The organism is Escherichia whittamii (genome assembly GCF_014836715.1).
In the GTDB taxonomy this organism is placed as follows: domain Bacteria; phylum Pseudomonadota; class Gammaproteobacteria; order Enterobacterales; family Enterobacteriaceae; genus Escherichia; species Escherichia whittamii.
In genome coordinates this window covers 144,872-170,208 of the sequence record NZ_JACSQI010000006.1, presented here as the reverse complement: position 1 = coordinate 170,208, position 25,337 = coordinate 144,872, and the positions used below count along the sequence as shown (strand labels likewise).

Genomic DNA, 25,337 nt, shown 5'->3' with positions numbered 1-25,337 from the left:
ATGACGCCGGGCTTTTTTTTATTATTCAGCAAGTTCCAGCGTGGTGAAGGCAAACTTATCGCCATCAAACAGCCCCTGACTGGTCAGTTTCAACGCGGGGATCACCGGCAGGGAAAGAAATGCCATCTGAATAAATGGTTCATCCGGTAACGGACCACATTCACGGGCGGCGACTTTCAACGCGTCAATTTGCTCTGCCAGCGACTGCGCCGTGTCGGTGCTCATTAACCCGGCAATGGGCAACGGCAGATGACTTTGAACTTGACCATTACGAACCACGCACAGTCCACCACCGTCCTGAATCACCTGATTCACCGCCAGTGCCATCTCTTCTGCGCTACGACCGATCACCACAATATTATGGCTGTCATGGCTGACTGTCGCCGCCAGCGCGCTTTCATTCAGGCCAAAGCCGCCGAGCAAACCACAGGCCGGAGCCAGTCGTTGTCCGTAACGCTCAAGTACGGCAATAAAACACACATCATCGCGATCAAAACCGTTTTCGCTGTAGACGCTGGAGCGGGAGTGCGTAATCAATTCGTTATGGATGACGTCAATGACGCGATAGCGTTTGCCGGGGGTAAGTTGCAGGGCAAAGTCGCTGGCGGAAACTGGCTGGCGATCAATGGTATTGCCATATGGCGGGGCGGATTGCGCCAGTCTCGCCGACTCTTCTGCTTGCAAGGTTTGTGCGTCAATCGGTTCGCCTTTCACCAGTACCTGTTGCACCGTGACCTTACGCGCGTCACTTAACAGAACAATGTCGGCCTGCTTGCCAGGAGCCAGTAAACCGAGATGATTCAGACCAAAATGGCGCGCCGTCGACCAGCTGGCTACGCGATATGCCACATGTAGCGGCACATGATGTTGTTCAATCAGGCGGCGGATTAAGGCGTCGATATGCCCTTCGTGAGCGATTTCCCACGGATTACGGTCATCAGTACAAAGCATGCATTGCGGGCTGTTAAATTCGGTTATCAACGGTGCCAGCGCGTTGAGATTGCGGGCAGCGGACCCTTCGCGGATCATCAACGACATGCCGAGTTGTAATTTCCGGCGTCCTTCTTCCAGCTGATAACTTTCGTGGCAGTTTTCAATGCCCGCGGCAATATAGGCGTTAAGTTCTTTACCGCCCAAACCGGGGCAGTGACCATCCAGTGTCAGATGGCGAAAGGCGTCCAGTTTATCGAGTAGCGCATTTTGTCCGCTAATTACGCCAGGGTAGTCCATCATTTCGGCAAGGCCGGTAACCTGCGGATGGTCGCGCCAGGCGAGCATCTGTTCGAGGGTAAAACTGGCACCGTTAACATCGCAGCCTTCCAGGGCGGGTACGCAAGAGCTGACCTGCAAATATTGGTTTTGCCTTGCCTGTTCGGCACAGCGGGCAAACCAGGCCAACCCGGCTTCGCCCATCACGTTGACGATTTCATGAGGGTCGCAAATAACAGTCGTCAGGCCGCGCGGCAGGGTGGCGGTTTCAAAGGTGACTGGGGTCATCATGCTGGATTCAATATGCAGGTGTGCATCAATAAATCCCGGTACTGCTGTTGCACCGTGGGCATCAATTCGGTGCGAAGCCGGAGCGTCGGCGTATTCTGCGCCGACACCAGCAATGTAACGTCCTTTAATCACGATTGGGCCGGGAATTTCTCCGCCATTGATCAGATCCAGAATAGAGACATTATCAATAATATAATCGGCCGTGGCTTCGCCACGGGAAACGGCTAACAATTCCTGGTATTCTACCCGACTAATGTGATGAAATTTATGGCTAATAGAATCGTTCATATTCTTTCTCATTTTGATTTTATCAATTTGATTATTATTTATCATAAAGAAACGTCGCGAGATTATTAAAGAATATCCATTAATGTGCAATTGAAATGTGATAATTATCACTGAACCGTTGTTGTCATTTGTTTTACAAAAGCAAGGGATTAAATCTCCTCCAATGGACAAAAAAATGAATAATGACAATACCGATTACGTGAGTAATGAATCAGGGACGCTTTCGCGATTATTTAAACTACCGCAACACGGGACAACCGTTCGCACAGAATTGATTGCGGGGATGACCACTTTTTTAACCATGGTGTACATCGTTTTTGTTAACCCACAAATTCTTGGTGCAGCGCAAATGGACCCGAAGGTGGTGTTTGTTACTACCTGTTTGATTGCGGGCATTGGCAGTATAGCGATGGGCGTTTTTGCTAATCTTCCCGTCGCGCTGGCGCCTGCGATGGGGCTTAATGCGTTTTTCGCCTTCGTGGTGGTAGGGGCGATGGGTATCACCTGGCAGACGGGAATGGGCGCTATTTTCTGGGGCGCAATTGGGCTATTTTTGCTGACTCTTTTTCGTATCCGTTACTGGATGATCTCCAACATTCCGCTAAGTTTACGTATTGGTATCACCAGTGGTATCGGGCTATTTATTGCCTTAATGGGATTAAAAAATACCGGTGTTATTGTCGCCAATAAAGACACGCTGGTGATGATTGGTGATTTAAGTTCTCACGGCGTGTTGTTAGGTATTTTGGGCTTTTTTATTATAACCGTGTTGTCATCACGTAATTTTCATGCGGCGGTATTGGTTTCCATCATCGTCACTTCCTGCTGTGGATTATTTTTCGGAGATGTTCATTTCAGCGGAATCTATTCTATTCCACCTGATATTAGCGGTGTTATTGGCGAAGTTGATTTGAGCGGGGCGTTATCGCTTGATCTTGCCGGTATCATTTTCTCCTTTATGCTGATCAACCTATTTGATTCATCAGGGACATTAATTGGTGTAACTGATAAAGCTGGCTTAATAGATAGTAACGGTAAATTCCCTAACATGAATAAGGCGCTATATGTTGATAGCGTGAGTTCGGTAGCTGGCGCGTTTATCGGAACTTCCTCTGTTACCGCCTATATTGAAAGTACTTCTGGCGTGGCGGTCGGTGGTCGCACGGGGCTGACTGCGGTTGTTGTTGGCGTTATGTTCCTGCTGGTTATGTTCTTCTCACCGCTGGTGGCGATGGTTCCGCCTTACGCTACCGCCGGGGCCTTAATCTTCGTTGGTGTATTGATGACATCAAGCCTGGCGCGCGTTAACTGGGATGATTTTACCGAATCGGTACCCGCATTTATCACTACGGTGATGATGCCCTTTACTTTCTCGATCACCGAAGGGATTGCACTCGGCTTTATGTCGTACTGCATCATGAAAGTGTGTACTGGTCGCTGGCGCGATCTGAATCTGTGCGTGGTGGTTGTAGCGGCATTGTTTGCGCTGAAAATCATCCTGGTGGATTAGTATCTGATAAGCGTTTCCAGATATCATGAGTGCCGGTTACGCAGGAGAACTCATGATCTGGATAATGCTCGCTACGCTGGCGGTGGTATTTGTTATTGGTTTTCGGGTGCTGACATCCGGGGCCAGAAAAGCGATTCGCCGCCTCAGCGATCGGCTGAATATTGATGTTGTACCCGTTGAGTCGATGGTCGATCAAATGGGAAAGTCAGCCGGTGACGAATTTTTACGTTACCTGCATCGCCCTGATGAGTCGCACCTGCAAAACGCCGCGCAGGTGTTGCTTATCTGGCAGGTTGTCATTGTCGATGGCAGCGAACAGAACCTGCAACAGTGGCATCGGATCTTGCAAAAAGCCCGCCTCGCCGCCCCCATTACTGACGCACAGGTCAGGCTGGCGCTGGGTTTTCTGCGAGAAATAGAGCCTGAAATGCAGGAGATTAATGCATTCCAGATGCGCTACAACGCGTTCTTTCAGCCTGCTGAGGGCGTTTACTGGTTGCATTAAAACCGCTTTGCTTGATACAACGCTGGCGCGTCTTATCATGCCTACATACCCACGTCTAACCTGTAGGGCAAATAAGGCGTTCACGCCATATCCGGCAATCTTTGCTTCGATCTTACCCCCATGCCATGCAACATCGTAAAAGTTGCAAAAACGTTAAATGCATCACACATTTCAATGTTAAACTGGTCGGCTTTTCCCCTGAAACATGCCACGGGTAACACCATGAGTGAATATATCGAAGAAAACCGCGGCGCGGACGCCATTACCCGACCGAACTGGTCAGCCGTTTTCTCGGTGGCGTTTTGCGTCGCCTGCCTGATTATCGTTGAATTTTTGCCCGTCAGTTTGTTGACGCCGATGGCGCAGGATTTAGGCATTTCGGAAGGAGTTGCCGGGCAATCGGTGACCGTTACCGCTTTTGTGGCGATGTTTGCCAGTTTGTTTATTACCCAGACCATTCAGGCCACCGACCGTCGCTACGTTGTCATTCTGTTCGCCGTTTTGCTGACGCTCTCCTGCTTGCTGGTTTCCTTTGCCAACTCATTCAGTCTGTTGTTAATTGGTCGCGCCTGTCTGGGGCTGGCGCTGGGCGGGTTCTGGGCGATGTCGGCATCGCTCACCATGCGCCTGGTGCCGCCTCGTACGGTGCCGAAGGCGCTGTCGGTGATCTTCGGCGCGGTGTCCATTGCGCTGGTAATTGCCGCACCACTGGGCAGTTTTTTAGGCGAGCTTATCGGTTGGCGCAATGTCTTTAATGCGGCGGCGGTGATGGGCGTACTGTGTATTATCTGGATTATCAAATCATTGCCTTCGCTGCCTGGCGAACCGTCACATCAGAAACAAAATACCTTTCGCTTGTTGCAGCGTCCGGGGGTGATAGCCGGGATGATCGCCATCTTTATGTCCTTCGCCGGGCAGTTTGCTTTTTTCACTTATATTCGCCCGGTGTATATGAATCTGGCGGGATTCGGCGTTGATGGCTTAACGCTGGTGCTGTTGAGTTTTGGTATCGCCAGCTTTGTCGGTACGTCGCTTTCGTCGTTCATTCTCAAACGTTCGGTGAAACTGGCCTTAGCGGGCGCACCGTTTGTGCTCGCCCTGAGCGCGCTGGTACTGACGCTGTGGGGAAGCGATAAAATTGTTGCTACCGGTGTGGCGATTATCTGGGGGCTGACCTTTGCTTTAATTCCCGTTGGCTGGTCAACGTGGATCACTCGCTCATTAGCTGATCAGGCAGAAAAGGCTGGGTCTATTCAGGTGGCCGTTATTCAGCTTGCCAATACTTGCGGCGCGGCAATCGGCGGTTATGCATTGGATAACATTGGCCTGACTTCGCCGCTGATATTGTCCGGCACATTGATGTTGCTGACTGCATTGTTGGTTACTGCAAAGGTGAAAATGAAGAAATCCTGATATCAGGCAAAGAAGCGTTGGTCAGTGGTCGTTGCCGCTCTTACATATCCGGGCATTCTACCTTACCCAACGCTTCCCAATAATTGCTCTGATTATTACGCTCCATCGCCACGATGGCTTCGCGTATGTGTTGTTTATTGTTTTCATCCGACAACATTAGTTTTTCCCACGCTTCATCTGACAACGATGCCTTCGGGGTACAAATCTTTCGCAAATCCTCTAATACCGTATTTTTCTCTTTTGCGGACTGCAGTGAGCTAAAAGGCGACTCGGCGTATACGATGCCAGGCATAGCGAAAAAAGTGAAAATAAGCAGTAGTGTCGTTGGTTTCATGGATTCAACCTTTTACAAATGTGTATCGAATGAAGCATAAGTGTAGTTTGCTTTCATCGCTCTCATCATGCTGTACGAAACGCGCTTGCGCGGTCAGTAAGAAGTGCCAGACCTTATATTCCACTTTTATTCCTTTTTATTCTTATCGATAGCGTTTCGTTTTTTATACCGCAGCGACCTTACCGCTATATTCAGGTAATCATTAATAAAAGGATAAAAAAATGAAACTGACAACACATCATCTACGGACAGGGGCCGCATTATTTCTGGCAGGGATCCTGCTGGCAGGCTGCGACCAGCGAAACAGTGATGCAAAACACATTAAAGTTGGCGTCATTAACGGTGCCGAACAGGATGTGGCAGAAGTCGCTAAAAAAGTGGCCAAAGAGAAGTATGGCCTTGAAGTTGAATTGGTTGGATTTAGTGGTTCGTTGTTGCCGAACGATGCAACCAATCAGGGTGAACTGGATGCCAATGTCTTCCAGCATCGTCCTTTCCTTGAACAGGATAATCAGGCGCACGGTTACAAACTGGTGGCAGTGGGAAATACCTTTGTCTTTCCCATGGCTGGCTATTCGAAAAAAATTAAAACAGTCGATCAGCTAAAAGAAGGAGCGACAGTCGCGATTCCGAATGATCCGACCAATCTGGGTCGTGCGCTGTTACTGCTACAAAAAGAGAAACTTATTACCTTAAAAGAGGGGAAAGGTTTACTGCCAACGGCGTTGGATATTACTGAGAATCCACGCCATTTGCAGATAATGGAGCTGGAAGGGGCTCAGTTGCCACGTGTACTGGACGACCCGAAAGTGGATGTAGCGATTATCAGCACCACTTACATCCAGCAAACAGGACTTTCTCCGGTGCACGATAGCGTATTTATTGAAGATAAAAATTCACCGTATGTGAACATTCTGGTGGCGCGGGAAGATAATAAGGATGCAGAAAACGTGAAGGAGTTTCTGCAATCTTATCAGTCACCAGAAGTTGCTAAAGCGGCAGAAACCCTCTTTAACGGTGGCGCGGTGCCGGGCTGGTAATGATCAACCGTGCCGCGCCGGACGATTACATTTTTCTGGCGCGGCGGCGTGAATCCATTGAAATCAAAATCACCGATGACAGAATCAGCAGCGTTCCCAGCCAGTCAGGTAATGTGAAGGTGATCCCCAGCAGCAGCAAAGAGAGCAGCGCGCTACTTAATGGTTCTGCACAGCTCAAAATACTGGCTTTCGGCCCGCCAATTAACTGTGCACCTTTCAGATACAGACTAAAGGTTAGCGAAGTTCCAATTACCACCAGATAGAAAAACGCCAGAATCAGGCTGCCATTAACCACGAAATTTGTTCCTTGCCCGGCATAAAAGGGCAGCAGAACTAGCCCACCAATGAGCATACTCCAGCCGACGACTGGCAGCGTGCCGTAACGGGCAATGAGCGTTGACGGGTATGTCGTATAGAATGCGGCAGCAAAGGCTGAAGCAACTCCCCAGAACAGCGCAGCAGGAGAGATCGACAACGATGTTGGATTACCGTGGGTGACCAGCAAAAAGGTGCCTATAAGGGAGGTCAAAATCGCGGTAAATACCAGAATACCGGGGCGCGATTTTCGTACCAGTGAGAACCAGGCCACGATAATCGTTGGAGATAAAAATTGCAGCACCGTTGCTGTAGCTGCATTAGATTTTTCAATCGTCAGTAAGAAAGTCAGCTGGACGGTCAGAGCGCCGACAATGGAAAAAATAAGCAGGCCGATGGCATCTTTATGATTCTTAATGATCGAGAAGACTTTATCGCCATGGACAAAAGAGAGCGTCAGCAGAATAAATCCGGCAAATATCAGTCGCGTCATAGTCAGAAACTGCGATGACATCTGACTTTGTTCCATGATGTATTGCGCGCAAACGCCTGAACTTCCCCATAATACAGCGGCAATCAGAACGTTCATCATCCCCTTTCTGGTGGAACCCATTTTTCCCTCTGCATACTGTTTTGTCGTTTATGTATGCAGGCATGATAGCAAAAATGGTGAGAATGACCCCTTCCGGTTAACCAGTCATTTGATGGGGCGAGCATTTATGAAACGAGTGAAATACTTGTTAAATCGTCAGGTTATGACGTTATCATTTTGTTCTGACAGCGTGCTACTGTTCGCTTTTTAAACGCGAAGAATGTTATGCGAATCCATAAAGTAATAACCCCCGAGTTTGTGAAGAAGTTTGCCTGCGTCGGCCCTAACTGCCTGATTTCCTGCTGTCAGGGATGGAAAATAGACATCGATAAGAAAACTCATCATGATTACCTCAACGCACTCCATCCGGAAATCTCCAGGCTGGCGAAAGAGAATTTGATGCTGGTGCGAAAAGGTAAACAAAGATACTCGAGAATTAAGCTGGACGCGCAAGGGCAGTGTCCGTTTCTCGATGAAAATAAACTCTGCCTGGTCCATCGCGAGCTGGGAGACAAAGCGCTTTCAGCTACCTGTTCTACTTATCCACGTTGTAAAAAACACTACGCGGATACGACTCGTTATTCGATGACGCTTTCATGTCCAGAAGTAGCCCGGCTGGTATTGTTCGATGCCGACAGCATGTTAGTGCATGAACAAGATGAGCTGTTGGCGAAGGCGAAAAATAATCTCATCGCCCGGCAGCAGCCGGTTAATCAGAACCACCAGATTGTGCATCTCTTTGCCTGGCACCTCCTGCAGGCGCCATCGTTGAACGTAGAAGAGAACTTGATGGCGCTGGCTCAGTTTATGGTTTACCTGCAGCGCATTGAGTTCGATCTGCATCGCCATTTTGCGCAGGCTGAACAGTACCATCAGGAGCTATTAGGCGAGCTGGCAGCAGGTATAAGTTTGATTCATTGCTCAACGTCAACGGAGTCGGTTGGATTGAAGGTGCGCGCGCTGTCGGCATTGGGGGCACTTATCGCGAATGAAAGCAGCAGGGATAACATTATCGCAGGGGCGCATCGGAAGATGGCGGCATATTTAAACATTACAGCCAGCACGGATAAGCAAGCTCAGGTCGACAAGTTTGCAGTTCTGGACAAGCAATGGCAACAACTTTGCCAGGATTCTATCCTCAGCGCCCCGCATGTCTTGCGCAATTTACTGACCTACAAAATTTACCACAGCCATTTTCCGGAGGCTGATTTCTCAACGGCCATGCGCCAGGTTTACCGTTTAATCCTCGACTATTTCTACACAAAGCATTTGTTGAGTGTGATATCGCTGGAAGTCACTCCAGATGAGGCAATGGTGCTGAAGATAGTGGCGAGCCTTGCCGAGAAAACCTTGCATTCGCCAGTTATCAATCAGCGTATGGATAAAGCGATTGATATGATCAATGCCGGGGACGATCTCTCCTGCCTGCTGTTAATTTGTTAAATTCGCCTGTGGGGGACTGGGTTAAGCGTTTGTCTGACATGTCGCTTCCGTTGTAATAAATATTAAGAACAACTCCGGTAAAGCAGATTGAATCATGAACAGAAGAAAATGTCTGGCTTTAATCGTATAACAAGGGATTGGTGAACATCAGAAGAGGCATTTTGGCGGAAGATCACAGGAGTCGAACCTGCCCGGGACCGCTGGCGGCCCCAACTGGATTTGAAGTCCAGCCGCCTCACCGGAGACGACGATCTTCCGCGCCTCGATTGCTACATGGAGGCGGGGCGCATTATAGCTAGTTCCTCGCCTTATCACATCCCCCATCACACTTTTTTCCGCTTCGTTTCGTCTTGCCATGATCCCCTTCACAGAAACCTTCAGCAAATCCATAAGTTACATTTTGGTGTTACCACGATCACAGAAAACAAGAAACGTAAGTTGATAACAAAAAATAGCAATATCCCCACTCTTTCGGATGGTTTACAAAGCAAATCTGGGTATCGGGCTGCCTGACTGGTGTTTTCTTCTCTTGTCATGCCTGAAGTAACAAAACTTTCAGAGCGAAAGGAACGAATTATGAAAATCAGCGATGGAAACTGGCTCATTCAACCTGGTCTTAATTTGATTCACCCCATCCAGGTTTTTGATGTTGAGCAACTGGAAAATGAGATGGTGGTTTACGCCGCGCCGCGTGATGTGCGCGAACGTACCTGGCAGCTGGATACTCCACTGTTTACGCTGCGCTTTTTCTCGCCGCAGGAAGGCATAGTTGGTGTAAGAATTGAGCATTTTCAGGGAGCGCTGGATAACGGCCCGCATTACCCGCTTAATGTGTTGCATGACGTTCCGGTGGAGATGCAAAACACCAGTGAATATGCCGAGCTGAAGAGCGGAAATTTGAGCGTTCGTGTGACCAAAGGGGAATTCTGGTCGCTCGATTTTTTGCGCAACGGCGTGCGTATCACGGGTAGCCAGTTGAAAAACAGCGGCTATGTGCAGGATACCAACACCCATCGTAACTACATGTTTGAGCGACTGGATCTCGGTGTCGGTGAAACTGTTTACGGTCTGGGGGAACGTTTCACCGCGCTGGTGCGTAACGGGCAGACGGTAGAAACCTGGAACCGCGACGGCGGCACCAGCACCGAACAGGCATACAAAAACATCCCGTTCTATATCACTAATCGTGGTTACGGCGTGCTGGTCAATCATCCCCAATGCGTCTCTTTTGAAGTGGGATCGGAGAAAGTCTCCAAAGTGCAGTTCAGCGTTGAGAGTGAATATCTCGAATATTTTGTTATCGACGGTCCGACGCCGAAAGCGGTACTTGATCGCTATACCCATTTTACAGGGCGTCCGGCGCTGCCGCCCGCATGGTCCTTCGGTCTGTGGTTGACGACCTCATTTACCACCAACTACGACGAAGCCACGGTAAATAGCTTTATCGACGGTATGGCAGAGCGCAATTTGCCGCTGCATGTTTTCCACTTCGACTGTTTCTGGATGAAAGCCTTCCAGTGGTGCGATTTTGAGTGGGATCCGATGACCTTCCCGGACCCGGAAGGGATGATCCGCCGCCTGAAAGCGAAAGGGCTGAAAATCTGCGTCTGGATTAACCCCTATATCGGGCAAAAATCACCCGTCTTTAAAGAGTTACAAGAGAAAGGCTATTTACTCAAACGCCCGGACGGTTCGCTATGGCAGTGGGATAAATGGCAGCCAGGTCTGGCGATTTATGACTTTACCAATCCGGATGCCTGTAAATGGTACGCCGATAAACTGAAAGGTCTGGTCGCGATGGGCGTTGATTGCTTCAAGACTGACTTTGGCGAACGTATTCCGACTGATGTTCAGTGGTTCGATGGTTCCGATCCGCAGAAAATGCATAACCATTATGCTTACATCTACAACGAACTGGTATGGAACGTGTTGAAAGACACCGTCGGCGAGGAAGAGGCCGTACTGTTTGCCCGTTCCGCTTCTGTCGGCGGGCAGCAATTTCCGGTGCACTGGGGCGGCGACTGCTACGCCAATTATGAATCGATGGCGGAAAGTCTGCGCGGTGGTTTATCTATTGGCCTTTCCGGTTTTGGCTTCTGGAGTCATGATATAGGCGGCTTTGAAAATACTGCACCGGCACACGTTTACAAACGCTGGTGCGCATTTGGCTTGCTCTCCAGCCATAGTCGTCTGCATGGCAGCAAATCCTACCGAGTGCCTTGGGCCTATGATGATGAATCCTGCGATGTTGTGCGCCACTTTACGCAGCTGAAATGCCGTATGATGCCGTATCTGTATCGCGAAGCCGCTCGCGCTAACGCGCTGGGTACGCCGATGATGCGCGCAATGGTGATGGAGTTCCCGGACGATCCGGCTTGTGATTACCTTGACCGTCAGTATATGTTGGGCGACAGCGTGATGGTCGCGCCGGTGTTCTCTGAAGCGGGCGAGGTACAGTTTTATCTGCCGGAAGGTCGCTGGACGCACCTGTGGCACAACGATGAAATCGACGGTAATCGCTGGCATAAACAGCAGCACAATTTTATGAGTTTGCCGGTTTACGTGCGTGATAATACCTTACTGGCGCTGGGCAACAACGTTCAACGTCCCGACTACGCATGGCATGACGGCACGGCTTTCCAGCTCTTTAATCTGCAAGACGGGCGTGAAGCCGTCTGTGAAGTGCCGGCCGCTGATGGCTCTGTTCTTTTCACCCTGAAAGCGGCGCGTACTGGCAACATGATTACCGTGACAGGCGCGGGAGAAGCGAATAACTGGACGCTGTGCTTGCGCAATATTGCGAAAGTAAACGGGCTGCAAGGCGGTTCGCAGGCTGAAAGTGAGTCAGGTGTAGTGGTGACGCCAGCGGCTAACTTGCTGACAATTACGTTGTAATCTATTGAAGAAATGCCGGGTACGGCTATGTCGTACCCGGAGAGATTGATTTTTACTGCTCAGGTTCTGTTGATGTGACTTCACCGCTGGAAACGACGCCAGCATTCATGGTCTGGGTCACTTGCTGTTTTTCGGCGTTCACGGCATGGAGTTGCCCGTTAACCGTGGGTTTTAGCGGTGCATCGGCCTGAATATTGCCGTTGGCGGTGAGCTGAATATTGCCATCGCCAGTAATCGGTAGTTCTGGCCATCCCCACTGTTGCAGAATATTTACCGGCACACCGCGTCCGTTCAGGCTGATATGAGTCTGGCGCTGCGGCGTTTGTGAAACGCTGGCAGTGGCTTCCAGAATACCTTTCTCAGTAAACGCGCTAAGTTCGCTGATATTCACCGTGCTGCTGTTAGCGGCCAGCGCCAGCGACGGACGGCGAACATCAACACGATTGAACGTCGCGGCGGCGGCATTCAGATTCGCCGTGCCGCTCCAGACGCCCCACTTATGATCGGCTACCAGCGTCAGATTCGCGCCATAGCCATCGAGCGCGGTGAGTTGCCACGGGAAGTCAGGGTCGATATCAATGATCAGGTTGCGGCTGGCGCTAAATCTCTTCAGTTGCAGACTGTTTAACCAGCCTGGTGTCGTTTCCATCCATAACTGTTGCCAGTTTTTTGGCAGGGTATATTCCAGCCCGACAATTGCCGCATCATCGAGGATTAGCGTTTTCCCGTCGCGTTGCCAGTTTCCTGACGTTCTCACCATGCCACCTTCCCAACGGCTGGTAAACTGGCGCAGCGCCACGCCCTGCGGGGAAAATTCTGCGTTCATAATCGGGTCAAACAAATGCAGCGAACCATAAATAAACTCGCTGGCGTTCATCGACAGCTTGCCTTCCTGTGTCTGCCAGTCATCTTTACTGAAGGTCATGTTGCGCAAGCTGAGATCGAGATCGGTCACCGCCCAGTCCGGGCCTTGCAGGCGAGCATCTATCACTTCCAGGCGACCAATCTGTAACGAAGGCACAGAGCGCAATGGCGCAAAGAAATCAGTCAGCGATTTTTCGCTTTGCAGACGGATATCCGCCATGCGCAGGTTTTCCACCTGCCAGCTACCGTCGGCGTTACGCTGCGCATTTCCGGTTAATGTACCGCGCGCAATATCGGCGCCCAGATTGGTCAGCGTAACGCGATCGTTATCAATACTGCCTTCAACCAACACATTGGTGGCAGGAACATCATTGAGCGACAGGGAGCCAGCACTGAACTGAATCTGCGCTTTCGTTCCCAACACTTTACCAGCTTCTGGCGACCACGGAATGACGCCGCCATTTATCCTCTGTGCACTCAACTTCCACTCGCTATTTGGGCTATTAAATGCCATATCGCGCAGTTGCAGGCGATCGGCTTTGAACGGTAGCGGCGCGGTCTGGTCAGTGAGATTCAGCGTCCCGTTATCCAGCAAAATGGTATCGACATGGCGCGGTTCGGTCAGTTGCCGACTACTCAAGGCGATATCAACACTTTTTGCCACCAGGGTTGCAGGCTGTCCATCACGACCAAACGTGACGTCCTCCAGTATGATATGAGATGGCGCGGAAAAGCGGTGATCTATTGCCCTGAAGGCCAAATGGTAGTCGCTATTTTCGGAAATCCATGCGCTGATATGCTCCGCACCCCAACGGGTTTGCAGAAGAAAATAGAGGCCAGTTATCACTACGAGTAGCGCGACGAAAATGTAGAGAAGCAGCTTCCCAATAAATTTCATAGTCTTCCATCCCGCGAAATACACATAAGGGAGTTATGCACGATTTACGCGCATTCCTCAAGGCGGGAATGGTGAAAGAGGGTCGCTGCGGCGGTAAAGAAACTTACCGCCGCTAAGTGAATTACGGTTTTTCCGGCGGGAAAATCAGGTTCAGCACAATGGCAGTAATACCGCCAGCGGCAATGCCTGAAGAGAGCAGGTTTTTCAGCCAGTCAGGGGCAAATTGCAAAATCAGCGGCTGCTGAGAAACACCCAGACCGACGGCCAGCGACAGCGCAATAATCAGAATTGCCCGACGGTTCAGCGGCTCGCGGGAAACGATGCGCACACCAGATGCGGCGATGGTGCCAAACATCACCAGCGTAGCGCCACCCAGAACGGGCTCAGGGATGTGTTGCACAAAACCACTCACTGCCGGGAACAGACCCAGCACGATCAACATCAGTGCCACCACAAAACCGACATAACGGCTGGCAACACCGGTTAACTGGATCACACCATTGTTTTGTCCGAAACAGGAGTTCGGGAAGGTATTAAATACTGCCGAGACAAACGAGTTCAGGCCGTTTGCCAACACGCCGCCTTTCAGACGTTTCATGTACAGCGGGCCGGAAACCGGCTGTTCGGAAACGTCAGAGGTCGCGGTGATATCGCCAATGGTTTCCAGCGAGGTGATCATAAAGACCAGCATCAGTGGCAGCAGCAGGCTCCATTCAATACCAAGACCGTAATAGAGCGGCGTTGGTACCATAATCAGTTCTTGCGTCATCGGCTCGTTGCTTTCTGGCAACATGCCCATAAACCACGCCAGCGCATATCCGGCCGCCATCGCAATCACCAGCGAGGCCACGCGTAAGTAAGGGTTACGTTGACGGTTAAGCAGGATGATTAAGGCTAAGACTACGCCCGCCAGTAGCAGGTTTTTCGGGGCGCCAAATGTGTTGTCGCTCATGGCCGCATAGCCGCCACCAATGGACGTTAACCCAACCTGAATCAGCGACAGGCCGATAATCATCACCACAACGCCAGAGACCAGCGGCGTAATAATACGGCGCGCCAGATGCAGAACACGGGAGATCACCATCTCCGTGCAACTTGCCAACATCAGCGTACCGAACAGCGCCGCCATCATGGTGGGAACATCAGCACCGCCGGTCTTCAGCGCCGTGCCGCCCATAATCAGCGGGGCAACGAAGTTGAAACTGGTACCCTGAATCGACAACAACCCGGAACCTACCGGCCCCCAGGCTTTAATTTGAATAATCGATGCCACACCGGAGGCAAACAGCGACATACTAATAATGTGTTGCGTGTCCTGTGCCGGTAACCCCAGCGCCTGGCAGATGAGAAGCGCAGGGGTGATAACCGCGACAAACATCGCCAGCAGATGCTGACAGGCGGCAAACAGAGTTTGAGCAAGCGGCGGACGATCTTCAAGACGATAAATCAGTTCGCTGTTTTGAGTCTGCGCAACCGGTTGCGCATTTTCTGACTCGAAGGTGGAAACAGACATCGAAAACAATCCCGTGGTGACAAAGCGGGCATTTTAGCTGACCGAAAGGTAAAAGCAAACGTTTGCCATGCATTCTTCTAAATATTTAAATGCGATAAATGCACTTTTTTATATAACTTTTGGTTGTTTTCTGCTTAAAATCCATGCCATTTTTTTATTTTCAGCTGAGAATTCGAACCGGGATAGCATGACTCGATACTCGTCATATTTCGCCCTACTGCACATGTGCGATGAAGTATGACGAGTGTGAAAGAGTGGTGCGGACACAAAGGAGTAACTATGTTTCATCTCGATACTTTAGCAACGCTTGTTGCAGCAACGCTGACGTTGCTGCTTGGGCGCAAGTTGGTCCATTCCGTCTCCTTTCTGAAGAAATACACCATACCTGAACCGGTTGCCGGAGGGTTGCTGGTGGCGCTGGCGCTGCTGGTGCTGAAAAAAACCATGGGCTGGGAAGTCAACTTTGATATGTCCCTGCGCGATCCGTTGATGCTGGCATTCTTCGCAACCATTGGTCTGAATGCCAATATTGCCAGCCTGCGTGCCGGTGGGCGTGTGGTGGGGATTTTCCTCATTGTGGTTGTTGGCCTGTTGGTGATGCAAAATGCCATCGGCATCGGGATGGCTAGCCTGTTAGGGCTTGATCCGCTGATGGGTCTGCTGGCCGGTTCTATTACGCTTTCTGGTGGACACGGTACGGGAGCAGCATGGAGCAAATTGTTCATTGAACGTTATGGCTTCACCAACGCGACGGAAGTGGCGATGGCCTGTGCAACGTTCGGTTTGGTGCTGGGCGGCTTGATTGGCGGCCCGGTGGCGCGCTATCTGGTGAAACACTCCACCACGCCGAACGGTATTCCGGATGACCAGGAAGTCCCGACGGCATTCGAAAAGCCAGATGTGGGTCGCATGATCACCTCACTGGTACTGATTGAAACCATCGCGCTGATTGCTATCTGTCTGACGGTGGGGAAAATTGTTGCGCAACTTTTGGCTGGCACAGCTTTTGAATTGCCAACCTTCGTTTGCGTGCTGTTTGTGGGCGTGATTCTGAGCAACGGTTTGTCCATGATGGGCTTTTACCGCGTCTTTGAGCGTGCGGTATCGGTGCTGGGTAACGTGAGTCTGTCGTTGTTCCTGGCGATGGCGCTGATGGGCCTGAAGCTGTGGGAACTGGCTTCGCTGGCGCTGCCGATGCTGGCGATTCTTGTTGTACAGACCATCTTCATGGCGTTGTACGCCATCTTCGTCACCTGGCGCATGATGGGCAAAAACTACGATGCGGCGGTGCTTGCTGCGGGTCACTGTGGTTTTGGCCTTGGTGCAACGCCCACGGCAATCGCCAACATGCAGGCGATCACCGAACGCTTTGGCCCGTCGCACATGGCCTTCCTGGTGGTGCCGATGGTCGGTGCATTCTTTATCGATATCGTTAACGCCCTGGTGATCAAGCTGTATTTGATGTTGCCGATTTTCGCGGGGTAACCGATGAAGCGGCGGTGTAAGTGCCGCCGCAACAAAGACAAATGCCTGATGCGCTTCGCTTATCAGGCCTACCGGATGAGCCGCAATTTATTGAATTTGCATTGATCTCGTAGGCCGGATAAGGCGTTTGCGCCGCATCCGGCAAGAAAGTGGAGCACTTCGCCAGCAACCTGAAACGGCGGCCTTCTCACTACCGCCTTTTATGCGTTGGAGTAGCGTTCCGTCTCCGGCATCCAGCGTTCTATCAGGGCTTTTGCCTGCTGTGGATAACGTTCGTGAATATGCCGCGCCAGGCGCTGAACTTCTGGGATCATGGCCTGATCGCGCAGTAAATCCGCCACTTTAAATTCGGCATTACCCGTCTGACGCGTACCTAACAGTTCGCCAGGACCGCGAATCTCCAAATCTTTCTGTGCAATCACAAATCCGTCGCTGCTGTCGCGCAGCACTTGCAGGCGAATTTGTGCCGTTTTAGAGAGAGGCGTTTTGTAGAGCAGAACACAGTGAGAAGCCACCGCGCCACGACCTACGCGTCCGCGCAACTGGTGCAACTGCGCCAGACCCAGACGCTCCGGGTTTTCGATAATCATCAGACTGGCGTTGGGTACATCGACGCCGACTTCAATGACGGTAGTGGCAACCAGCAGGTGCAGCTCGCCTTGTTTAAACGATGCCATCACTGCCTGTTTCTCGGCAGGTTTCATCCGCCCATGTACCAGACCGACGTTGAGTTCCGGTAAAGCCAGTTTCAGCTCTTCCCAGGTGGCTTCTGCTGCCTGCGCTTCCAGTAACTCTGATTCTTCAATCAACGTACAAACCCAGTACGCTTGACGACCTTCAGTCATGCAGGCGTGGCGCACGCGGTCAATAATGTCGTTGCGGCGTGTATCCGGGATAGCAACGGTAGTCACTGGTGTACGGCCAGGCGGTAGCTCATCAATCATCGAGGTATCGAGATCGGCATACGCGGTCATCGCCAGAGTGCGGGGGATTGGCGTGGCGGTCATGATCAACTGATGAGGATGGAAACCTTGCTGCTGGCCTTTTTCCCACAATGCCAGGCGCTGATGCACACCGAAACGGTGCTGTTCGTCGATGATCACCAGCGCCAGACCGTTAAACTGTACCTGTTCCTGAAAGATGGCATGAGTGCCGACAATCATCTGCACCTGACCGTTGGCGATGGCTTCTTGCTGTGCCAGTCGCGCTTTACCTTTCTGCTTGCCAGCCAGCCAGCCCACTTCAATACCCAGTGGCTCAAACCAGTTGCGAAAGTTATTGGCATGCTGTTCGGCGAGCAACTCGGTTGGTGCCATCAGCGCCACCTGTTTCCCATGAGCAATCGCACGCAGCGCGGCGAGGGCAGCAACCAGCGTTTTACCGGAACCTACATCACCTTGCACCAGACGCATCATCGGCACATCCAGCGCCATATCGCGCTCGATCTCCGCCACTACGCGTGCCTGTGCGCCCGTTGGCTTGAACGGTAAGGCGGCGAGGAGTTTATTTTTCAGCGCGTCATTAGCGCTCAGTGGCTGGGCATGAAAACGTTGCGCTCCGGCGCGTAACGCTAACATGCTGAGGTTGTGCGCCAGCAGTTCTTCCAGAATCAGACGACGTTGCGCCGGATGCTGCCCGGTTTCCAGATCGCTAAGTTGCAGCGTCGGCGGCGGGCGATGCAGAGTGCGCAAAGCTTCCGGTAACGTCATCATTCCTTTTGATAACTCTGGCGGTAATAACTCTTCAATGGCACAGGTGTCGAGCAGATCCAGTGCCTGGTCGGTTAATTTACGCAGCGTTGCCTGTTTAACGCCTTCTGTCGTTGGGTAAACCGGCGTGAGCGTTTCCTGCAACTCTGGCGTACTGAGATCGCCCTGCACGCGGTATTCCGGGTGGATCATCTCCGCACCATATTTACCGCGCTTTGCTTCGCCGTAGGCCAGTACACGTCGTCCCGTCGCCAGGCTATTTTTCATCGCCGCGCTGAAGTTGAAAAAGCGCATAGTGAGAATGCCGGAACCGTCGCTAATCTGGCAGGTCATCATTCGCCGACCGCCGAAGGAGATATTGCAGTTCAGCACTTCGCCTTCTACCGTGGCATAAACGCCTGGCAGCAACTCACCGATGGGGTAAAGATGGGTACGATCTTCGTAGCGCAGGGGAAGGTGTAATAACAAGTCCTGCACGGTATGCAGGTTAATTTTCGCCAGTTTGTTACTTTGCGCTGCGCCCACGCCCGTTAGGGAACTGAGCGGGACAGCATCTAACAGGCGACCTTTCATGGCGCTTACCCTGCGGCCTGCATAGTGGCCCACCAGTCGGCATCAGCTTCAATCTCACCTTGCTGATTGACTTGGGGGTAGGGCAGACCTTTGCGCTTCGCGACTTTCGCCAGTACTGGATAGCCGCCTTCAAACAGCAGACGTTGTTGCTCTGCTTCCGGTAACATGCTGTTTTCACGCAGGTACATGCCTGCGTTTTGCCGCTGACGCTGGGCTTCGTAGAGAATGAGAGCGGAAGCAACAGAGACGTTCAGTGACTGTACCATGCCGATCATCGGAATGATGATGTCCCGATCCGCCAGGGCTAGCGCTTCCTGAGTGATACCCGTTTTCTCCTGACCCATCAAAATACAGGTCGGGCGGGTGTAATCAATTTCGCGGAAATCGACAGCGTTATCAGAAAGATGGGTTGCCAGAATCTGCATGCCCTGGCCTTTCAGATGGGCGACGGCATCGCCAATGGTACGGTGTGTCTTCACCTGTACCCAGCTGTTGCTACCTGCAGCTGCCGAAGCCATAGTACGCATCCGGCTGCCAGGCCAGACAGCATGAACTTCATGTACGCCAACGGCATCTGCAGTACGAATGATCGCAGAAACGTTATGGGGTTTGTGGACCTGCTCCATGCAGACGGTCAGATCAGGCTGCCGCCTGGCGAGCATTTCGCAGATGCGTGCATAACGTGTTGGATTCATAAAACATTAATTTCGGTTTCGGGTGACTTTAATCACGTCTGGCATCACGCGGATTTTGCGCATGATATTCGCCAGATGCACGCGGTCACGGGCAGTCAGACGAATAAAGGCGCTGTAGACGCGACCATCTTTCTCTTCTGTATTCAAACTTTGGATATTGGATGTCGCGGTGTTAATTGCCGCCGTCAGGTTTGCCAGTGCGCCCTGGTGGTTAAACATCTCCACCTTAATTTCGGTGATGAACTCCTGCGCCGTCTCTTTATCCCATTCCACAGCCATAAATTTCTCTGGCTCTTTCTGGTAGCCACGGATGTTACGGCAGGATTCATGGTGGATCACCAGGCCTTTGCCGGGGCTGACGTGGGCGATAATCGGATCGCCAGGAATGGGACGGCAGCATTTTGCAAAGGTGATCAGCACGCCATCGGCACCTTTAATCGGCAGATGTCCGTGACTTTGGGTCGCTGGTGGAATGGAGGCGTCACCATGCTGCAGATTTTTCGCTACCACTACGCTCATGGCGTTACCAAGGCCGATTTCCGCCAGCAGATCGTCAAGCGTCGCCAGCTTCATACGATCCAGTTCACGCTGAATACTTTCCTGTGGGATTTCATTGAGCTTACGGCTGCCACCTAATGCATGGTTGAGCAGGCGACGGCCCAGGCTTACAGAATCATCACGCTTAAGGTTTTTCAGTAACTGACGAATCTTGGCGCGAGCTTTCGAGCTGACAACAAAGTTCAGCCATGCAGCATTCGGGCGAGCGCCCGGCGCGGTAATGATTTCAACGGTCTGGCCGCTGGAGAGCGGCTGCGATAGCGGGTAAGGCTGACGGTCGACGCGTGCGCCTACGCAGGCATGACCGATATCGGTGTGTACCGCATAAGCGAAGTCGACAGGCGTTGCACCGGCGGGTAGTTCGACAATGCGCCCTTCCGGTGTGAAAACGTAAATCTCATCCGGGAAGAGATCGGATTTAACGCTCTCGATAAATTCGAACGAGCTACCGGCGCTCTGTTGCAGCTCCAGCAGGCTTTGCATCCAGCGCTGGGCGCGGATTTGCGCGGTAGTACTGGTTTCGCCGTGCTCTTTATAAGCCCAGTGTGCGGCAACACCCATCTCCGCCATTTGATCCATATCTTCAGTACGGATCTGGACTTCAACCGGCACGCCGTGTGGACCAATCATCGAGGTGTGCAAAGATTGATAGCCGTTCGCTTTGGGAATGGCGATGTAGTCTTTCACACGCCCCGGACGCGGTTTGTACAGGCTGTGCATCTGGCCGAGCACGCGATAACAGGTATCGGAATCATGGACGATCACACGGAAGGCGTAGATATCCATAATCGAGTGAAAACGCTGCTCTTTGAGCACCATTTTGCAGTAAATCGAATAAAGATGCTTCTCGCGACCACTGACGCGGCACGGTATTCCCGCTTCCTGCAAACGCCCTTCGATTTCTGAGAGGATTTTTTGGATCATCTCTTTACGGTTGCCGCGCGCGGCTTTCACCACTTCTTTAATCACGCGGTAACGGTTGGGATACAGCGCCTCAAAACCCAGCTCTTCGAGTTCGGTTTTAATGTGGTGGATACCTAAACGGTGTGCCAGCGGGCTGTAGATTTCGAGAGTTTCACGAGCGATGCGGCGACGCTTGTCCGGGCGAAGTGAGCCCAGCGTGCGCATGTTGTGGGTACGGTCGGCAAGTTTGATGAGAATGACGCGGATATCCTGCACCATCGCCATAATCATCTTGCGAAAGTTTTCGGCCTGCGCCTCTTTCTTATCGCGGAACTTGAGTTTATCAAGTTTCGACACCCCCTCTACCAGTTCGGCAACGCTTTTACCAAAAAGCTGTTCCATATCCTGGTAGGTGGCGGGAGTATCTTCAATCACGTCATGCAGTAGTGCTGCCATCAGCGTTTCATAGTCGAGTTTCATCTCGGCCAGAATGCAGGCAACCGCTACCGGGTGCGTGATATAGGGTTCACCGCTTGAACGTGTTTGCCCCTCGTGAGCATCACGTGCAACGAGATACGCCTGCCGCAGACGTTTGATTTGGTCTTCCGGCAGGTAGTTTTGAATCAGTTGATTCAGGCTTTCAAACAGATACAAGGGCGACCCGCTTTGTGATTAACGACGACCTTCAGCAATAGCGGTAACGGCTTGTAATTCAGCGGCTTCCTGCTCTTGCTGTTCCTGGCGTTCGCGTACGTCGAGGATCTGGTTGTTGATCAGACCTTCTTCGATTTCGCGCAGCGCGATTACTGTGGTTTTATCGTTTTCTTCCGGTACCAGCGGATCCTTTCCGCCTACCTGCATCTGACGAGCGCGACGCGCGGCGACCAGTACCAGGTCAAAACGGTTACCAATTTTCTCTACAGCGTCCTGAACAGTTACGCGTGCCATACTTAAAAAGCTCCACAGGTGAAGAAATGACTGGGCATGATACTGAAAGAAGGTTCAGTCTGCCAACAATTTGCTGATTAAAGCGTCATGACGTTGCTTTTGGCGACTCATGCGCAAGCGTTCGGCGCGAATGATAGTCTTTAGATCACCCAGAGCGGTGTCGAAATCATCATTCACTATTAAATAATCATATTCGGCGTAATGGCTCATTTCTGCAACTGCTTGAGCCATACGCTTTGCAATGACCTCTTCGCTGTCCTGACCTCGACCCCGTAAACGGCGGTCTAACTCAATTTTGGACGGCGGTAAAATAAAGATACTCCGCGCATGTGGCATTTTCTGGCGAATTTGCTGCGCGCCCTGCCAGTCAATATCCAGAAAAACATCCACGCCGCTCGCCAGTACTTGCTCAATGGCCTCGCGTGAAGTGCCATAGTAATTACCGAACACTTCCGCGTGCTCAAGGAATGCATCTCTGCTAATCATCTCTTTAAATTCATCATGATTAACAAAGAAGTAGTGTTCGCCATGTACTTCACCCGGACGCGGTGCGCGCGTGGTGTGTGAAACAGAAACCTGAGTGTCGTACAACGGTTGGGTTTTTAATAAAGCCTGAATCAGGCTGGATTTACCCGCGCCACTGGGGGCAGAAACAATATAAAGCGTGCCTTGAGCCATGAGTATCTTTCGTATGTGATTAAGCGAAATAAAGCCTACATACGTGCTTATTATACACGGCGCGGCCATGTGACGTAGCCCTTGCTCACACTTTTTGCGCAAAGTTGTTGCGTTTTGCGTACCTGTTTCCGCAATTCCCGGTCATTTACTGCAACAAAGACGATTCTCTGGAAGCGTCATCTCACACTTTATTTTTGCCCCTCGGTTTTGCATTCATCACGTTGTATATCTGCCCGCCTGACTACAGTGGAGGTGACGATGAAAGTATGGATTGCAGTGTTAATGAGTATTTTGTGCTGGCAATCATCAGCGAAGGCGGTCTGCCCGGCCTGGTCGCCAGCCAGAGCGCATGAAGAAATCTCCCACCTACAACAGCAAGTAAAACAGTGGGACGATGATTACTGGAAAAAAGGGAAAAGTGATGTGGAAGATGGGGTTTACGATCAGTTAAGCGCCCGCCTTGCACAGTGGCAACGCTGTTTTGGCGAAGAGACAAGTGGTGACGCTATGCCGCCGCCGTTGAGTGGCACGGTGATCCATCCGGTTGCGCATACGGGAGTACCTAAGTTAGCGGATAAAAATGCGTTACGTCTGTGGATGCATGAGCACAGCGATCTTTGGGTACAACCAAAAGTTGATGGGGTTGCGGTAACACTGGTCTACCGTGATGGAAAACTGATTAAAGCGATCAGTCGTGGCAATGGGCTTAAAGGTGAGGACTGGACGCAGAAAATACGCTTGATTCCTTCTGTACCGCAATCTGTTAGCGGAGTTTTGGCCAACAGCACCCTGCAGGGCGAGATATTTCTCCAGCGTGAGGGGCATATCCAACAACAAATGGGAGGAATGAATGCCCGTTCAAAGGTTGCCGGCATTTTGATGCGCCAGGATAATAGCGACACGCTGCATTCACTGGGCGTGTTTATCTGGGCGTGGCCGGATGGACCACAGTTAATGGCCGAGCGATTACAGCAGCTTGCTGCTGCGGGCTTTGCTTTGACGCAGAAGTATACCCTTGCGGTGAAAAGCGCAGACGAGGTTGAGCGAGCACGTAATGAGTGGTGGAAAACGAAATTGCCCTTCGTCACCGATGGCGTGGTTGTGCGAGCGGCTAAGGAACCAGAATCCCGTCATTGGCTACCGGGTCAGGCGGATTGGTTGATAGCGTGGAAATATCAACCTGTGGCCCAGGTTACTGAAGTGAACGCGATACAGTTTGCTGTCGGTAAGAGCGGAAAAATCTCGGTGGTGGCGTCACTCGCGCCTGTCATGCTGGATGATAAAAAAGTCCAGCGGGTGAACATTGGTTCCGTCAGACGTTGGCAGGAGTGGGACATCGCACCTGGCGATCAAATCCTCGTGAGTCTTGCCGGTCAGGGGATTCCACGCATTGATGAAGTGGTCTGGCGCGGTGCTGAACGCACAAAACCAACGCCGCCCGAAAACCGTTTTAACGCGTTGACCTGCTACTTTGCTTCTGATGTTTGTCAGGAGCAATTCATTTCACGGTTAGTCTGGCTGGGCTCAAAACAGGTTTTGGGGCTGGAGGGCATCGGTGAAGCTGGCTGGCGCTCGCTACATCAGACGCATCGCTTTGAACATATCTTTTCCTGGCTTTCATTAACGCCAGCTCAACTGCAGCACACGCCGGGGATCGCGAAAAGTAAAAGTGAGCAGTTATGGCATCAGTTTAACCTGGCACGTAAGCAACCTTTTACCCGCTGGGTGATGGCAATGGGAATACCGTTAACCAGAGTGGCGCTTAATGCCAACGACTTAAGCTCCTGGGAGCAACTTTTGCAGAGAAGCGAACAGTATTGGCAGCAACTACCGGGGACAGGGTTGCGTCGCGCAAGTCAGGTTATGGAATGGAAGAATAATGCGCAAATCAAGATGCTGGGCAACTGGCTGGCTGCCCAGCAGATCACTGGTTTTGTGCCTTAGTGGCCTTCATGGCTGTAATAAAAAACCGGTAATCCCAGTTTAAGACGCAGCGCCAGCAAGCGAGCGAAAAAGCCGAATACCAGGGTGGAGATAATCACCACATCATGGTTGGAAACATAGTGTTGCAGCGCGATGTACAGCACGGCGGAAGCAAAAGAAACCCCGGCGTACAACTCTTTCTGGAATACCAGAGGGATGCGTTTACAGAACATATCGCGCAAAACGCCGCCAAACACGCCAGTCGTCACAGCCGCGACAACGGCAATGATCGGGCCATGTCCCATATCCAGCGCGACCTGTGCGCCAATGATTGAAAAAACCACCAGTCCGAGTGCATCGAGCACCAGAAAGACTTTACGCAGGTAAGGCATCACGGGAGCAACGATGGTGGTGAATACGGCAGCGGTGGCGACGATAATCACATACTCCGGGTGTTTGACCCAGCCGAGCGGATAGTGGCCCAGCAGAATATCACGTACTGATCCTCCACCAATTGCGGTGGCGGTAGCAATGATAATTACGCCAAATGTATCCATGCGCCGCCGTCCGGCCGCCAGCGCCCCTGTCATGGCTTCGGCAGTAATGCCAACCAAATACAAAATGTGTAACAGCATGGTTTTCTCCCTAAAAATCTGCCTGGCAGGGTAGCGATTTGTGCGCATTGTCACGATTGAGATTTTTTAAGGAGAGTTGTAATTGATAACTTATAGTTATGTGAAATTGGTGTTTTCTGT

General features: G+C 51.5%; 18 protein-coding genes, 1 tRNA gene and 1 pseudogene. 8 read left to right on the top strand and 12 right to left on the bottom strand.

All coding sequences use genetic code 11. From position 1 onward, the window contains the following. Nucleotides 1-21: 21 nt before the first annotated feature. Entirely contained in the window at nucleotides 22-1,788 is a 1,767-nt protein-coding gene (adeD, locus tag H9644_RS11750) for an adenine deaminase (protein WP_191774672.1), read from the bottom strand. A gap of 175 nt (nucleotides 1,789-1,963) precedes the next feature. On the opposite strand from adeD, the gene adeQ reads away from it, so the two are divergent. The 3 genes from adeQ to nepI all read left to right on the top strand — a co-directional run bounded on the left by adeQ (nucleotide 1,964) and on the right by nepI (nucleotide 5,216). Further along, nucleotides 1,964-3,298, top strand: a complete 1,335-nt coding sequence (gene adeQ, locus H9644_RS11745; RefSeq protein WP_191774670.1) for an adenine permease AdeQ — start codon at nucleotides 1,964-1,966, stop codon at nucleotides 3,296-3,298. Nucleotides 3,299-3,350: 52 nt separating this feature from the next. Further along, nucleotides 3,351-3,803, top strand: coding sequence for a DUF1198 domain-containing protein (locus H9644_RS11740; RefSeq protein WP_064526019.1), 453 nt, complete (start codon nucleotides 3,351-3,353; stop codon nucleotides 3,801-3,803). Between the two features lie 222 nt (nucleotides 3,804-4,025). After that, nucleotides 4,026-5,216: a purine ribonucleoside efflux pump NepI gene (nepI, locus tag H9644_RS11735; RefSeq protein ID WP_064526108.1), complete on the top strand. Its 1,191-nt coding sequence runs from the start codon at nucleotides 4,026-4,028 to the stop codon at nucleotides 5,214-5,216. A gap of 40 nt (nucleotides 5,217-5,256) precedes the next feature. On the opposite strand, the gene yicS is transcribed toward nepI, so the two are convergent. After that, nucleotides 5,257-5,550, bottom strand: a complete 294-nt coding sequence (gene yicS, locus H9644_RS11730) for a protein YicS (RefSeq protein ID WP_064526021.1) — start codon at nucleotides 5,548-5,550, stop codon at nucleotides 5,257-5,259. A gap of 221 nt (nucleotides 5,551-5,771) precedes the next feature. Here yicS and nlpA point away from each other — a divergent pair, with 221 nt between their 5' ends. Continuing rightward, entirely contained in the window at nucleotides 5,772-6,590 is an 819-nt protein-coding gene (nlpA, locus tag H9644_RS11725; protein ID WP_191774669.1) for a lipoprotein NlpA, read from the top strand. 3 nt (nucleotides 6,591-6,593) lie between these two features. Here the strand turns inward: nlpA and H9644_RS11720 are convergent. Next, nucleotides 6,594-7,518, bottom strand: a pseudogene (locus tag H9644_RS11720) (carboxylate/amino acid/amine transporter). 204 nt (nucleotides 7,519-7,722) lie between these two features. On the opposite strand from H9644_RS11720, the gene fliB reads away from it, so the two are divergent. Further along, nucleotides 7,723-8,940 carry a flagellin lysine-N-methylase gene (gene fliB / locus H9644_RS11715; protein WP_105289495.1) on the top strand — a complete coding sequence of 406 codons (1,218 nt, stop codon included), beginning with the start codon at nucleotides 7,723-7,725 and terminating at the stop codon, nucleotides 8,938-8,940. Between the two features lie 162 nt (nucleotides 8,941-9,102). Here fliB and H9644_RS11710 read toward each other — a convergent pair. Then, nucleotides 9,103-9,197, bottom strand: a tRNA-Sec gene (locus tag H9644_RS11710). A gap of 319 nt (nucleotides 9,198-9,516) precedes the next feature. On the opposite strand from H9644_RS11710, the gene yicI reads away from it, so the two are divergent. After that, on the top strand, nucleotides 9,517-11,835 hold the full coding sequence (gene yicI / locus H9644_RS11705) for an alpha-xylosidase (protein WP_064526032.1): 2,319 nt from the start codon (nucleotides 9,517-9,519) through the stop codon (nucleotides 11,833-11,835). 52 nt (nucleotides 11,836-11,887) lie between these two features. Here the strand turns inward: yicI and H9644_RS11700 are convergent, their stop codons facing one another. Beyond that, nucleotides 11,888-13,597, bottom strand: coding sequence for an AsmA family protein (locus H9644_RS11700; protein WP_191774667.1), 1,710 nt, complete (start codon nucleotides 13,595-13,597; stop codon nucleotides 11,888-11,890). A gap of 121 nt (nucleotides 13,598-13,718) precedes the next feature. Then, a complete protein-coding gene (gene xanP, locus H9644_RS11695; RefSeq protein WP_064526036.1) occupies nucleotides 13,719-15,110 on the bottom strand; it encodes a xanthine/proton symporter XanP in 1,392 nt (463 codons plus the stop codon). A 279-nt stretch (nucleotides 15,111-15,389) separates the two neighbouring features. Between xanP and gltS the strand changes: the two genes are divergently transcribed. Further along, entirely contained in the window at nucleotides 15,390-16,595 is a 1,206-nt protein-coding gene (gene gltS / locus H9644_RS11690) for a sodium/glutamate symporter (protein WP_064526038.1), read from the top strand. Between the two features lie 200 nt (nucleotides 16,596-16,795). Here the strand turns inward: gltS and recG are convergent, their stop codons facing one another. The 5 genes from recG to gmk are packed head-to-tail and all read right to left on the bottom strand — an operon-like array spanning nucleotide 16,796 to nucleotide 22,659. After that, a complete protein-coding gene (gene recG / locus H9644_RS11685) occupies nucleotides 16,796-18,877 on the bottom strand; it encodes an ATP-dependent DNA helicase RecG (protein WP_191774665.1) in 2,082 nt (693 codons plus the stop codon). Nucleotides 18,878-18,882: 5 nt separating this feature from the next. Continuing rightward, nucleotides 18,883-19,572, bottom strand: a complete 690-nt coding sequence (trmH, locus tag H9644_RS11680; RefSeq protein ID WP_064526042.1) for a tRNA (guanosine(18)-2'-O)-methyltransferase TrmH — start codon at nucleotides 19,570-19,572, stop codon at nucleotides 18,883-18,885. A gap of 6 nt (nucleotides 19,573-19,578) precedes the next feature. Beyond that, on the bottom strand, nucleotides 19,579-21,687 hold the full coding sequence (gene spoT, locus H9644_RS11675; RefSeq protein WP_064526044.1) for a bifunctional GTP diphosphokinase/guanosine-3',5'-bis pyrophosphate 3'-pyrophosphohydrolase: 2,109 nt from the start codon (nucleotides 21,685-21,687) through the stop codon (nucleotides 19,579-19,581). 18 nt (nucleotides 21,688-21,705) lie between these two features. Further along, nucleotides 21,706-21,981: a DNA-directed RNA polymerase subunit omega gene (gene rpoZ, locus H9644_RS11670; protein ID WP_000135058.1), complete on the bottom strand. Its 276-nt coding sequence runs from the start codon at nucleotides 21,979-21,981 to the stop codon at nucleotides 21,706-21,708. 54 nt (nucleotides 21,982-22,035) lie between these two features. Beyond that, the gene (gene gmk, locus H9644_RS11665) at nucleotides 22,036-22,659 is read right to left on the bottom strand and encodes a guanylate kinase (RefSeq protein WP_010344504.1); all 624 of its coding nucleotides are present in this window, start codon (nucleotides 22,657-22,659) and stop codon (nucleotides 22,036-22,038) included. A 258-nt stretch (nucleotides 22,660-22,917) separates the two neighbouring features. Between gmk and ligB the strand changes: the two genes are divergently transcribed. Then, nucleotides 22,918-24,603 (top strand): NAD-dependent DNA ligase LigB, encoded by a 1,686-nt coding sequence (gene ligB / locus H9644_RS11660; RefSeq protein ID WP_191774662.1) that lies wholly within the window; start codon nucleotides 22,918-22,920, stop codon nucleotides 24,601-24,603. Here ligB and H9644_RS11655 read toward each other — a convergent pair. Beyond that, entirely contained in the window at nucleotides 24,600-25,217 is a 618-nt protein-coding gene (locus tag H9644_RS11655) for a trimeric intracellular cation channel family protein (RefSeq protein ID WP_064526048.1), read from the bottom strand. The two genes, ligB and H9644_RS11655, sit on opposite strands and share 4 nt — an antisense overlap. Nucleotides 25,218-25,337 lie beyond the last annotated feature (120 nt).

Coding starts and splice junctions, on each gene's coding strand:
- rpoZ (WP_000135058.1), bottom strand. CDS start 21,981: ATGGCACGCGTAACTGTTCAGGACGCTGTAGAGAAAATTGGTAACCGT.
- gltS (WP_064526038.1), top strand. CDS start 15,390: ATGTTTCATCTCGATACTTTAGCAACGCTTGTTGCAGCAACGCTGACG.
- adeD (WP_191774672.1), bottom strand. CDS start 1,788: ATGAACGATTCTATTAGCCATAAATTTCATCACATTAGTCGGGTAGAA.
- fliB (WP_105289495.1), top strand. CDS start 7,723: ATGCGAATCCATAAAGTAATAACCCCCGAGTTTGTGAAGAAGTTTGCC.
- nepI (WP_064526108.1), top strand. CDS start 4,026: ATGAGTGAATATATCGAAGAAAACCGCGGCGCGGACGCCATTACCCGA.
- H9644_RS11700 (WP_191774667.1), bottom strand. CDS start 13,597: ATGAAATTTATTGGGAAGCTGCTTCTCTACATTTTCGTCGCGCTACTC.
- recG (WP_191774665.1), bottom strand. CDS start 18,877: ATGAAAGGTCGCCTGTTAGATGCTGTCCCGCTCAGTTCCCTAACGGGC.
- H9644_RS11655 (WP_064526048.1), bottom strand. CDS start 25,217: ATGCTGTTACACATTTTGTATTTGGTTGGCATTACTGCCGAAGCCATG.
- nlpA (WP_191774669.1), top strand. CDS start 5,772: ATGAAACTGACAACACATCATCTACGGACAGGGGCCGCATTATTTCTG.
- gmk (WP_010344504.1), bottom strand. CDS start 22,659: ATGGCTCAAGGCACGCTTTATATTGTTTCTGCCCCCAGTGGCGCGGGT.
- H9644_RS11740 (WP_064526019.1), top strand. CDS start 3,351: ATGATCTGGATAATGCTCGCTACGCTGGCGGTGGTATTTGTTATTGGT.
- yicI (WP_064526032.1), top strand. CDS start 9,517: ATGAAAATCAGCGATGGAAACTGGCTCATTCAACCTGGTCTTAATTTG.
- adeQ (WP_191774670.1), top strand. CDS start 1,964: ATGAATAATGACAATACCGATTACGTGAGTAATGAATCAGGGACGCTT.
- ligB (WP_191774662.1), top strand. CDS start 22,918: ATGAAAGTATGGATTGCAGTGTTAATGAGTATTTTGTGCTGGCAATCA.
- xanP (WP_064526036.1), bottom strand. CDS start 15,110: ATGTCTGTTTCCACCTTCGAGTCAGAAAATGCGCAACCGGTTGCGCAG.
- trmH (WP_064526042.1), bottom strand. CDS start 19,572: ATGAATCCAACACGTTATGCACGCATCTGCGAAATGCTCGCCAGGCGG.
- yicS (WP_064526021.1), bottom strand. CDS start 5,550: ATGAAACCAACGACACTACTGCTTATTTTCACTTTTTTCGCTATGCCT.